Origin of the sequence: Bacteroides sp. L008, from assembly GCF_040812255.1 — a bacterium.
Classification (GTDB): Bacteria; Bacteroidota; Bacteroidia; order Bacteroidales; family Bacteroidaceae; genus Bacteroides; species Bacteroides vicugnae.
On record NZ_JBFNXO010000002.1, the window covers coordinates 134,695 to 147,959 of the forward strand.

Annotated in this window: 6 protein-coding genes; 4 read left to right on the plus strand and 2 right to left on the minus strand. The window is 42.1% G+C overall.

The genetic code is table 11. From position 1 onward, the window contains the following. Window positions 1-19: 19 nt before the first annotated feature. Genes AB3G73_RS19960 through AB3G73_RS19975 form a run of 4 tightly spaced genes read left to right on the plus strand, consistent with a single transcriptional unit; the run spans window position 20 to window position 8,691 of the window. Window positions 20-1,738, plus strand: coding sequence for a discoidin domain-containing protein (locus tag AB3G73_RS19960; RefSeq protein ID WP_234132521.1), 1,719 nt, complete (start codon window positions 20-22; stop codon window positions 1,736-1,738). Next, window positions 1,735-2,730 carry an alpha/beta hydrolase gene (locus tag AB3G73_RS19965; protein ID WP_234132520.1) on the plus strand — a complete coding sequence of 332 codons (996 nt, stop codon included), beginning with the start codon at window positions 1,735-1,737 and terminating at the stop codon, window positions 2,728-2,730. The genes AB3G73_RS19960 and AB3G73_RS19965 overlap by 4 nt, the downstream gene beginning before the upstream one ends. A 53-nt stretch (window positions 2,731-2,783) precedes the next feature. After that, on the plus strand, window positions 2,784-4,328 hold the full coding sequence (locus tag AB3G73_RS19970; RefSeq protein WP_234132518.1) for an alpha-L-fucosidase: 1,545 nt from the start codon (window positions 2,784-2,786) through the stop codon (window positions 4,326-4,328). Next, the gene (locus tag AB3G73_RS19975) at window positions 4,321-8,691 is read left to right on the plus strand and encodes a LamG-like jellyroll fold domain-containing protein (protein ID WP_320980714.1); all 4,371 of its coding nucleotides are present in this window, start codon (window positions 4,321-4,323) and stop codon (window positions 8,689-8,691) included. Before AB3G73_RS19970 ends, AB3G73_RS19975 begins: the two co-directional genes overlap by 8 nt. A 508-nt stretch (window positions 8,692-9,199) precedes the next feature. Here the strand turns inward: AB3G73_RS19975 and AB3G73_RS19980 are convergent. Together AB3G73_RS19980 and AB3G73_RS19985 are read right to left on the minus strand one after the other, a co-directional pair. Next, window positions 9,200-11,791, minus strand: coding sequence for a hypothetical protein (locus tag AB3G73_RS19980; RefSeq protein WP_298045393.1), 2,592 nt, complete (start codon window positions 11,789-11,791; stop codon window positions 9,200-9,202). Between the two features lie 181 nt (window positions 11,792-11,972). After that, window positions 11,973-13,238 carry a DUF5017 domain-containing protein gene (locus AB3G73_RS19985; RefSeq protein ID WP_234132512.1) on the minus strand — a complete coding sequence of 422 codons (1,266 nt, stop codon included), beginning with the start codon at window positions 13,236-13,238 and terminating at the stop codon, window positions 11,973-11,975. Between the last annotated feature and the right edge of the window lie 27 nt (window positions 13,239-13,265).

Here is a 13,265-nt window from a genome sequence, read left to right on the forward strand (position 1 = left end):
ATATAAAATATTGATTGTTATGAAGAAGATTTTGTTTTTCCTATTATTGAGTTGTTTGGTAAAAGCCGGAGTAGCGCAAAGCCAGCGTACTTGGTGTAATCCGTTGAATATAAGTTACCGCTATAGTTTGGATGGAATGGGATATCGTGAAGCTGCCGATCCTTCCATGGTGTTTTATCAAGGGAAATACTGGCTCTTTGCTTCTAAAAGCGGTGGGTATTGGTGGAGTACGGATTTGTTGAAATGGCATTTTGTAGAAACAAAAGTACTTCCTGCCGAGGACTATGCCCCGACTGCAATGGTATATAAAGGTGAGTTATATTTTCTGGCTTCTTTTGAGAGCAAACAACCGTTGCCTTTGTATAAAACAACAGAGCCGATGTCGGACAAATGGGAGAGAGTTACCGACAAGCCTTTCAAGTACTCCACTTACACTAATGGGACAAAATGTATTGATCCGATGTTACTTGCAGATGGCGAGGATGTTTATATGTATTGGGGCTGCAGTAACAAAACACCGACTTGGGTTGTGCAATTAGACCCTGAAAAGGAATTCCAAGCCATGAATGAGCCGGTTATCACCGTAGACAGTGATACGTTGAATCATGGTTGGGAACGTCGTCAGGATAACAAACGACCCTGGATAGAAGGATGTTGGACAAATAAGGTGAATGGAAAATATTATTTGCAGTATGCTGCTGCAGGAACAGATTTGGATTGGTACTCTGACGGTTATTACGTAAGTAACGAGCCGATGAACGGATTCCGGTTTGATATTCATAATCCTTTTTCAATGAAGCCTACCGGATTTGTTCGTGGGGCTGGACACAGTTCAACTTTTACTGATAAAAAAAATAATTATTGGCACATCGTAACGAATTGTCTGTCGGTAAAGCATAGTTATGAAAGACGATTAAGTCTTTTCCCGACCCTGTTCGATAAAGACGGTGTTCCTTATTGCTGTACACTTTGGGGGGATTATCCGCAGCGTATGCCTCAAGGTACATTTGATAGCCCCGAGGAGCTCTTTACCGGATGGATGTTGCTATCCTACAAAAAGCCGGCTACGGCTTCTTCCACTTTACGGGGGCATTCAATCAGTCATGCTTTTGATGAAAACATGAGAACTTATTGGAGTGCTGAAGGTAATGAGAATGAGTGGCTACAGACGGATTTGGGCGCTTCCAAAGAGATCTATGCTATTCAGATAAATTTTGCAGATCAAGATGCGAGTTATCAAGGGGTAGTGAAAGGAAAAGGGCATCAATATCGGGTGGCAATTTCTGAAGATGGTAAGACTTGGAGAAGCGTTGTCGATAAATCTGCTTCAAAGCATGACACGCCCCACGATTATATTGAATTGGCGCAGCCTGTCAATGCACGATTTGTGAGACTGGAAAACATTCAAGTCCCTTATGGAAAGTTTGCTGTATGTGGATTCCGCATATTTGGTTTGGGAAAAGGAAAAGTACCTTCTCCTGTCCGCGAATTTTCAGTAAAGCGGGATGCGGACGATCGCAGAAATGTGACATTACGATGGACTGCACAGGATAATGCAACGGGTTATGTCATTAAATATGGAGCCGAGCCAGATAAACTGTATCATAACTTTATTGTATATGGAGAACATGAATTACATACCTTCCTGCTGAATACCCAATGCCCGTATTCATTCTCGATAGCTGCTTTTAATGATAATGGAGTTTCTTCCTATTCCCGAACTTATACTGTAAAATGATGAAGTGTTTATTTCCCCTCTTCACCCTGATTATGTGCTTGTTGTCGCCTGCCACCCATGCGCAGGAGAATTTTACCGGCAAAGCACAAATATCGTTCAGCCAGTTGACGGACGGCCCGATGGATAAGATTGTTTATAAATCAGTTTCTGATGTTCCATTGCATTTGTATGTATTTCATTCGAAGGATGTTCCACAAAAGGAAAAACGTACGGCCTTGGTGATAATTCACGGAGGAGGATGGACAGGGGGAGATGTGGAGGCCTTTTTCCCTCATGCCCGTTATTTTGCTTCACGTGGTGCGACAGTCTTTTGTGTTGAATACCGTTTGGTGAAAGCAGGTGAAACAACGTTGGAGAATGCGGTGGCAGATTGCAAGTCTGCTATGCGCTATATCCGGAGCCATGCAGCCGATTGGGGGATTGACCCTTTACGTATCATAGTTATGGGAGACTCTGCAGGAGCTCATTTATCTGCCTGCATGGGAACGGTGACGGGGTTTGATGACCCGAATGATGATTTGCAGGTGAGTGACGCACCCGACATGGCAATCTTATGCAATCCGCTCACCGATTTCACGCAGTCTTCTTTTATAAAGGTTGTGATAGGAGGAGAGGCTCTTAAAAAGAACAAAAAGCCGGATATAGAGTCTCTTTCCCCTGAAATAATTTCACTGGCGAAACGCTTCTCTCCTTTATATAATGTTCGTAAGAATTCCATTCGTACATTATTAATGCATGGAACAGCCGACAAAGTTATCGCTCTTTCCCAATCGGAAGAACTTTACCGGGCAATGAAACAAGTGGGTAGCAGTTGTGAGTTGATAGTATTGCCGGGAGCTAACCATGCATTTGTTTGTACATATTGGAGGGCTCCGGAAGCAGTAGTGGTTGATGCCATGCGACAGATTGACGATTACATGTGCCGTCATGGTTTTTTACAAGGAAAGTCAAATCTGGTCGTTTCGAAACCGGAGGCATGGTTACCTAAATGAGCAGGGAAAAAGTGATTCTTTAAACAGATATTATAATCAAAAATAGTGGTTGTATGAAAATAAAAACATTATTATCTGCGTTTAGTTTGGCAGTATCTGTGTCTTTGCATGTAAATGCGCAGATAGAAAAACTACCGATGAAAGAAGGGATATTCGAACCGGATGATTCATCTTTAAAAGAATATGGATATCCGGAATGGTTCAGAGATGCCAAATTTGGAATTTGGTCTCATTGGGGGCCCCAAGCTGTCCCACGACAAGGTGATTGGTATGCAAAGAGAATGTATGTCAGCAATAAATATAATTGGAAAGAAAAAAAATATACTGGAGAAGCCGAGCCTGCTTACCATTATCATATCAAAAATTACGGTCATCCTTCCGTTTTTGGCTATAAAGATATCATCCCTTTATGGAAAGCTGAGAGATGGAAGCCGGATGAGTTAATGCAACTGTTCAAAAGGGTGGGTGCCCGTTATTTTGTATCAATGGCAATACATCACGATAATTTCAGTTTATGGGATACAAAGTTGAATCGTTGGAATTCTGTGAGTATGGGGCCGAAACGTGATGTAGTAGGCGATTGGCAGAAAGCGGCTAAGAAATATGGTTTGCATTTTGGCGTATCGGAACATCTGGCAGCTAGTTATACATGGTTTCAACCCTCTCATGGGGCGGACGAAAAGGGTGATAAGGCAGGAATACCCTACGATGGAAACAATTCCGAGTTTTGGGACTTGTATCATGAGAAGGCCGACCCTGAAGATACCGGATGGATGACTAAGAATGTCAAATTTCAGAAAGAATGGTATTTCAGGATCAAGGAATTGATAGATATGTACCAACCGGAATTACTTTATTCGGACAGTGCGGTTCCTTTTGGTAATGAAGTCGGGCGTTCTTTGATTGCGCATTATTATAATCAAAGTTTGGATAAGCATGGAAAACCGGAGGCGGTATACACTTGCAAGCAGGAGTCTGACGGACGGTTTGTGCAGGATGTGGAACGTGGGGTTCGTGAAGATATCAGTCCTTATCCTTGGCAAACTGATACATCGCTGGGCGACTGGTATTATAGAACCGGACAAAAGTATAAGACATCTACCCAAATCATCCAGATGTTGGTGGATGTAGTGAGTAAAAATGGTAACTTGTTGCTTAATGTCGTCCAAACGCCCGAAGGAGATTTGGAAGAGGATGTACTTGCTGAATTGGAAGGTATAGCTATATGGATGAAAGATAATGGAGAAGCAATATATGGTTCACGTCCTTGGCATGTTTATGGTGAGGGGCCTTCGCTAAGCATAAAGCAGGAAAAAGGAGGATTCGGCGGTCTTAAAGATGTGCGTAGCTATCTTCCGGGAGATGTGCGTTTTACACGTAAAGGCAAAAACCTTTATGTCTTTGCGATGGAACATCCTGACGGTAATTTGGAAATATCCTCGCTGCCTGTTGATTGTAAGATTGCTTCCATCAAGATGCTGGGTAGTAAAGAGAAAATAAAATGGACTAGATTTTCAGAGAAATTGAGTATACAACTTCCGAAGAAGATGCCGGACTATTCTACGGTGGTATTTAAAGTTGAAATGAAACATGATTGATTATAAGAAAGGAATAGTGAGCGGGGGCTTGTTGATGCTTTTTATAGGAGGCTTTGCCCAGCAACGTGAATATTATCAGGAACCGAAGTGGAAACCTCGCGTTTCATTGACTTATGAGGAAGTGATAGATGGAAGCTTCTGGCCAAAGTCGCCGGAAGTAGCGAAGGGAACTCCCGATTTGACGTTCGATGCTTCCCGTGTAGGAAAAATACCGGCTCCCGGTGTCCATCCGCGTGTACTGATTACTCCTGACGAGGTAGACAGTATACGGGCTAAAGTTACTTTGGGAGAAAAAGCTCCTTTACCCTTCAGAACCATGTGGCAACGGGTGAAGACAAAGAAAACGCCGTTTTATGCTTTAGTGATGAACGACCGGAAGTTGGGCAGGATATATGCTGAACAATTAATGGAAAAGATTCACCGGCTTCAACCCAAACTTGATAAATTGGACAAATTGGCTGATACGGATAACCTTTGGTCGGCAGAGCGGTCTACTGTAGCAATGGGAGAACCCGATCCACCTATTGAAATCTGGCATTTGCTGGAGTATGATTATATCGCTCCATGGATGACAGCCAAAGAGCGCGAAGAAGTGAGAAAGATAATTGCCCGGATCACAGAGCACCGTTATACAAATTTCATGGTGGTTCCAGACCATTTCATGATAAACAATCATCAGGGATTCGGCATGGAATATATCCGGTTGATGTTGCTCATTGAAGGCGAAAAAGGATTCAACAACGATTTGTTTAACCGTGCTTCTCAAAAAGCCTTTGCCATGTTGGATTACTTTCTGGATGAAGACGGGATGTGTTATGAAACAATCAAAGGATGGCTGAATACCTCTGCCTTTGTTGCCGTTGGGTTACGTCGTCCGGAATTGTTCCAACATCCTCATCTGCGTGCAAAAATGCGTTTTTTTCATGCCGCCATGTGGTGGCAGGATGGCGTGTGGAAAATGCGTGATGAGATGCGGGCCTCTGCGTTTCATCCGATTTGGATGATGCGTTATTTCCATCCGCAAGATAAAGCACTCGATTTCTTGTATAAAGCGACTCTGACTACCAATAAAGTGCTTGTTGATTCTACAGTACGCTGGCCCAATCCTGTCGGAATCTGTGAGGAACTGATGCTTTTGTATGCAAGTGACGGGATGAAAGATGAAAAAGGGAAGATACTTGACTGGACGGAACAAAAGAGGGTCGATGAATTGAACTTGCCGTTAGTTTGGACAGACAATCAACGAGGGTATCTTTATACTCGTAATTCATGGAAAAAAGGAGATATGCAGGTTGCCATGTATTGCAAACAGGATTTCTTTTATGGTGGACACGAGGGTACGGAAGCCAACCGCATCATCTTGTGGAAAGACGGAATGAATTGGATTAAAGATAATGATATGCTGGCAACGAAAGCTACTTTCTTGCAGAATATGATGACCGTAGATGGAAAAGGGTGCAAATGGCCGCCTGCACCTTGCACATGGCTGGGCGTGCAGGATTCGCCGGATGGGATTACTGCTTGCGGAGATGCGCGAAATGGCTTTTCCTACTCCAAAAGTATGCAGATACATCCCTATTATTTCCCTTCTTCCAAAATACCATATTACGCTCCGTTTGCAGAACCCAATCGTGATTTGACCAGAGATATTCAGATAGCCTTCCATCCCAACACTGTTGCGTTTAATGATGGATATGCGCACACCGATTATGGTCCGTGGAGCAGTGAAACCCGTTTGGTGGAGGGATATAAGGAGTGGAATAAGATGGAGAACTATTTCCGTACCGTCCAGATCGGCAAGGGGAAATATCCATATCTGATAGTGATGGATGATGCCCTCAAAGACGGTAAAGTACATTTGTACGATTGGAATATATCTGTTCCTTTGGATGTAGACTTGATAGAAGCGTCGACACCTGAAATCCGTTTTCAGAACACTGATCCTGATTTTTCCAGGGCAGATGATTTGATTCTGGGAAAAGCGGGATTGCCACGGGACCCGAAAACCGGTAAAGTAGTTCTTAAAAAAGGAGAACCTTTATGTCTGATACGTGTATTGTGGAGAAATAGTCCGTATGGCTTTCCTGTTCCCCGTTTCGAACGTTATAAGGGATACAATCAGGTGGTTGTTCCTGCAATCAGCGAATCTCCGGAGTTCAAGATATTGGTCTACCCCTATCGGCATGGTGATCCTATGCCTGTCACTGCATGGGATAAAGGACGTGCAGAGTTGACCGTTGCCATTGGTGAGGTGAAGGATGTGTATGAGTTGGATCAGACGGACGGAGGTCGTACTGTATTTACTATGAGCCGGAACGGAAAGCAAACTCTTTCGAGCAATGCTTCTCCTGCTCGTCCTGTGATGACAGTACGCGGGCGGGAATATGACAGTTATGCTTTGCGGGACACACGCCGGGAAGGGGAAATTCCTGTTTATCCGGTTGCAGATAAAGAAGAGGTGCTGTTTGTCCGTCCCCAGGCACCTGCGGAAATCCGTTATACGTTGGATGGAAGCGAACCTACGGCTAATTCTCTGTTATATGAAAAACCTGTAAAGGTAGACCGCTCGCTTACTATAAAAGCCAAAGTGTTCCATACAAGCTGGCAGCACGGACCTCGGCAAAGCGCCACTACGATTGCCCGTTTCGTAAAAACACCCTATGCACAGGGTAAACATGAGAAACCTGCCAATGCACAACAAGGATTGATGGCGCGCGTCTATGAGATTAATACAAAGATTTATGATGATAAAGGGTTTTTCAGGGCATCGAAAATAATGATGCCGAAACTCGACGCGTATAAATCTCAAGAAAATACCTATGTAGAGAGCATGAGATTGCCATATTCTGTGCCTCAAGGAGATTTGGAACAGCAATGTAAGGGATTTTATCGTTTTAACGGTTGGCTGTATGCTGATAAGGAAGGGATTTATCGTTTCGATGTCAATTCCTGCGGTCCGGTCACTTTGGATATAGCAGGTCGTGCAGTGATAGAACAGATCGGCGTATTTCATCAGCAGCAGGATGTACGAACCGGTGAAGTAGCATTAGGCGAAGGGTGGCATCTGTTTGAGCTTGTGGTATGCGATCCTCTGTATTGGAATATTAATTCTTTAGATCCGATGCCTTTTGATGTGACTTATGGAGTAAACGGTGGAAAAATGAAAACTATTGAAGCCGGAAATTTGTGTTATGTTCCTCTGCCTGCTGTGAAGTTGACAGCTGATGTTTCTATTCCCTCTTTGGAACCGATAAAGGAAGTTCCATCGATGCGTCGGGGATTCGTGCAATATGATTATGACCGGAAAGGAAAGCGTATGTCTCCCGATTTTCTAGACATAGATGGCTTGAAACCTTTTCGTCAGTCGTACGTCACAAACATAACGAGTGGTGGAGGTAGAGAGACGGTGAGAGTTTATAACGGCTATTTCTTTGCTCCGATGGATGGCATTTATAGCTTTGATACTCCGAAAACAGACGGCGAAGGATTGTCGTTGGGAGCCCGTCAGGCTTCCTGTATCAATCAGTTAAAGATTGCAGGCGAGGTTCTTGTTCAGCGGGGGGTATATGGGCGTAATCCTTCTCGAAAAGTGAGCTTGAAAAGAGGATGGTATCCTGTCTCTCTCCGTTTCGGAATAAGCGGTACTAATATGTCTGTCACTTATCCCGATGGCAACTCGCTTCCATTAGATGGCAATAATATCCATTGTGACACACATCCCGTCCAGTTAGTATCTGATAATTCAGAAGTTAATCCCTTGGGAATTGTAGATTTTAATCATTGGAATGGCAAGCAGGGAGATTTCCCGGTGCAGGCGGATTTTAATGTTTGGGTTGGCTATGGTGCAAAGACAGCCAAAGAATCCGGCAAGAAAATATTGGAAACTCCATTAGATGATAAAACGTTTACTACGACAGTGGATGTGAATGTGGCGCGTGAGTATATCAACCCGGGATTCAAGGTCTATAATTTGAAACTAAAAGAAAATGCATTAACAATCTCTCTAAGGTTCAAGAGTAATGAAAAAACGGGAAGCCTGTTTGGCAAAACCGGGTACAATGCTTTTGGCAAAGGGTACAGAACTGTTTCCTGTGCTTTAAATAACGGAGAGCTATATGTAAATCCGGGACGCTTGAGGAGTAAGAAGTTGACTCCGGGAGAGTGGTATCATGTGGTGTTGTCTGCCTCAGAAGAGCAAATGGCTCTTTACGTGAATGGTGAACTGGTAGCCACTGCGCCGGGAAGTACTCAAATTGCTACGGATGCCATGGATTTTTTTCTGGGTCATCATGCTTGGGTGAAAGATGTACGTATCTATGATGTTGCTCTTTCAAAAGAAGAGGTTGAAGATTTAGATGAATAGCCTCTACATAAGAATTATAAAATGAATATTTGCTGTCACCTGTCACATATTTACATTTAAATCTCTGAATGTAAGTGAGTAACGGTGTGACAGCAGTGTGTGACAGCACAGTGATAGCATTTTACTGTCACCTCTTCGTCCTCTTTTGGAAGTAAGTTTCAAGTTAGTTTCCTTTGCTTGAAACTTTAGTTTTACTACTTAGAAACTAATGTTTCCAAATAATTGAAACTCTAGTTTCAAATAGGTGAAACTGATGTTTGCCCTATAGCTGATGGATATGCCCCCACACTCTTAAGAAAGAAAAAGGAGAAAAGAAAGAACAGGAAGGGGCATGGTGACAGTAAAAGTACTGTCACCATGCTGTCACACGCTGCAGTCACGTTATTAGTTGTTAATAATCAAAGCCTTAGGTGTGTATGTGTGACAGGTGACAGCAAATATTCACTTTGTAAATCTCTAGTATAGGTAGGTAAGATAGATGTTTTTTCATTATAAGAAGTGTTTGGGTTTACAGAACTGTAACAATAGTTCTTTTTTTGTTGGTATCAGGGACGAAACGGATGGTTTGCATCTCATTTTCCCATTTCACGGATAATTCAGTTTTATTTTTATTCCATATAGTTTCTGGTAGTGCATCTCTGTGAGATAACGGGAAGATTAACATTTTAAAATCAGGTGATACTACATTGCATGCCTCAAAAGCGATTCTTTGGCGTTTCATCTCTTTGCCACGTTTTATGAAGTAGTTTCCATCCTTATCTTTCAATTCCCCGAAGTTTGACTGGATTTTGTTTCCATCTTTATAGTTGTTATGTCCGATAACGCGGATCAATAACCTGCGGTTGTCTTTATCTTTTATGATCACATCATAAAGACCATTTTTCTTTGGAGTTTCTTGAATTTTATCAAGACTCAGGTCGGTAGCCATTTGTATATAGGAAGTATAATCGGCTTTTTCATTGTTTTCTTTGGCTATATCGTCTACAATAATGAGAAAAGGATGTTTTCCTTTACATATGGCTATAGTTCGGATTACATGATCCATGTTATTCACTTTACGCTTTACGATACGTTCTTTATCTCCCGGTTTTGTCGCGTTCCAGCTTCCGAATTCGTAGAAAGGCTTGTTGAAGTATGGTTCGTCTTTGACGAGGGTCAGCATGAAATCGTTCAGTGTTTCGTTAGCCTTTTCCCATCCTTCATTTTTAATTAAGAGTGGATGATTGTCTGTCAAAGGTCCTGCTTTCCATCTAAAATCCCAGTTATAGGCATAGGTGGCATCTCCTACCGCAATACAACTTTTATCATTTGATTGGTAATCAATAACTTTGACCGGTTGCCGTGATTTGACTCCTTCATCCGGGCTCACTGTCATTCCTTTGTGGTTGACGAGTAGGCAGGAAAAGAAATCCATTTCAGTGACATCGGCGGCAGCTTCACGTGGTACCCATATACGTCCTAGGGCACTGAGGGTGAAATCATTTCTGTCTGCTGAGGTATGGCCGCCAAAATTCTGTCGGACGTTGAATTGGGTAGAGAGGGCATTGGGACTGAAATCACTCCGCATGATGGCTATCCCGCGTCCATCTGCAAAGTAATCTAATTGGTTGCCCAGCGCTTTTTTACGGTGCTCCGTCCAGTCTTTATTGCCGTGCCAATCGTCTGCATAGGATACTAAAATAGCCATCCGGTCAAAATAGTTGTGCGTGCCAGGACTGAATGCTCCGTTGGTCAGGTCGATGAACTCTTTTTCATCTTTAGTTTTGTTACTGACGTAGTTTCTCCAGACAAAAGAGCATCCTGCATCGTCGGGATAAGCATAATTCAGACCGATAGCATCGATGGAATGGAAACGATAACCACCGAATTGGGGATTTCCGCCATTTCCACCATCCGTGCCTCCATATAAATCGTCGCCAATAAAGGCAAAGCCGAAAGGTTGTACTATTTGTGACAGGTAAAAACTGGTAAATTTACGTACATGGGGATGTCCAAGAAAACTATATCCTCGGCGTGCCAAAGCATTTAATTGACCGGTCATCATATAGTTTTTGCCTAATCCTTCCCAAGGGGATCCGTCTGAATAGAAACCATAGTTTAGGAATTTGTATAAAACTTGTACCCAGTTATGTGTTGCTTGCGCATTATATCCCGGTTCGCCTTCAATAGCGAGGTTCGGAATGATTTCAAAGAAATTTAAAGTTGCCCAGTTGCTTGTGGTAGTGAACGGTTCACAATACATTCCATATTTCGGTTGTTGGGGAACAGTCATGGAAATAGCTTTGCGTACAACGTGCTTCTGATTTTCATTCATTGCCCAGAAATTGATGTCGTACATCACAGGCATATGCATTCCGCCTAACTGATCGTATTTGTTGATGGCCTTTTGGGGAACCTGATCTTTGTAGCAAGTAATAAATGCATCTGCCCAGTATGTCATGGCACGAGCTAGTTTTTCCGCACGTTGACGATAGGTGAGTGTATTGGTGACGGTATATGGGGCTTGGGTATCTTTTTGCTCGGGTTCGTGCAGATAACATTCAAATGCTTCACAGCTCAACCCTGCCGCCATTCTTCTTAATTCTTCTTTTTTACCATCACCGATAAATCTGTCAAGTAGACCTTTGGGAGCGTCAGGAGCCGATATTTGTTCATATAACTCATACTTGTTAAACATGCCGGGATTGGATATATATTCCATGCCTTGTTTGTTTTGTGAATAAGGTTTGCCTTTCTGATAACCGCCACTTCCGTAAGGCAGATTGACAAGTGCAGCGTGTGCACGTAACAGTCGTGCTGTTTCTTTGCCCACTTCCGTATTTTTGAGACGGTCAATAATGTTTTCCCGTTCTTCCGGATTGAAGTAAATACGTGGGTGTATTCCTGGGGCAGGTGCGTGTGTGAAAGTCCTTACTCCGTCATAATTGAACGTCATTTGCTTGCGGGTACCTACTTGTTCTATTGTATATTTTTTGAGGTGATAATCGAATCCACCGGGATGCGACTTCCCGACTTGAGATAAATCTCCCTCCCATTGTTGGGCGTAAAGACTGTTTGTTAACAGTAAGGCTACAGCCATTCCTCTGATTATTTGCTTCATATGGTAATATGTTTATTAATGATTCGTTTTTCTTAATTGTCGTCAGATTCTTTATTTAGAGATAAGTCGGGTGGTAGTCACAACTTCTTTATTTTTCTTAAGTATTATGTGCTACCACCCTACTGTTTTTACCTGAATCTTTTTATTTTGGCAGGTCCTATTTAAAAAACTGCGCTTATTTTTATTTGACTAGGAACTTGAATTCTTTAACTATCTCTTTGGTTCCTGCATGAGTTTGGTTATTGATGATAAAAGTGGCGGTATACAAACCTTTACCTATCTTGGAATACGAGTAAATAAAGCTATTTGTCGAACCTTGCGACTTAACTTTAATATAACTGGAAGGAACATCAGGCATAACTTTGTGAATATTATGTTTGCTACTTACAATCCATGATTCGTAAGGTTCATTCATCATTTCTTCCGTAGGTTCGGACAGAGGATTACCATTTGGGTCTTGAATGTTTTTGGTTGGCACAAAAATTTCCACGCTATATGCGGAGCGGATGTCTTGCCCGAATTTATTGGTTGTCGTCCAGGGATAGCTACCTGTCAGTTCTCCATATTTTAAGCCGAATTCTGCACAATTCCAAGCATAGTGCTGGGAATTAGGCTGAGTGCTTTCTTCTCCTTCTTTAATGGTTTCTAAAGGAGTGTACATCCCCCAATTGGCTCCTGTTAAACTATTGGAGATTCTTAAATTTTGGTCTATGATAGAGAAATCCTTGAAGATAACATATTCTTTTGTCTTCGTATTTTTTACATTTTTGCCTTGATAAGTGTAACTGTAATCACGTGTTTCCGTATTGGAAACATAAAACTCATTTAGTTGTAACCTATTGGTTGAAGCCACGTTACTTTTAGCCCTGATCCCATACACTACTTCCTTGTGTGAGAACCAATTCGTGTAATCATGCGTGCCATTGGAAGTTACTAATTTATCGTTGAAATTGAAATATTCCGTGATACCACTACCGGAAGTCAAATTACTGGTGCGCAAAGGAAAATGTTCCCAAGGAGTTTCCGCTATGGCTTTATCTGTATACTCATCGGGAATATCCTCATCATAGGCAATTAGAAGTTCGAATTTACTGGTTGTAGCAAGGTCCTTTAAATTAAATGCAGACGTTTTCAATCGTACTAACGGTTTTATATTAGCTTCTTTGTCGGCTATCCAACGGTTCTTGTAACGAGCTTCTTCTCCGATAGCTCCTGAATAGAAGGTGATATTGTCTACTATGTCTCCATGAAACAGGAATTCGATATCATCGCTTGAGTTAACTACATAAGCACCTGTTTCGAAATCTGTCTCTAGAATATTATTAATGCTGATATCGAAATGAATATCCTTTGGGTCATCAAAATTCTCACAACTATTGATAAGAACGGATAGAAAGAAGAAAATACCATATCTTAATACTGATTTTTTTGTATTGCAAATTTTCATACTCTTTGAATTTTATGATTGTTATTA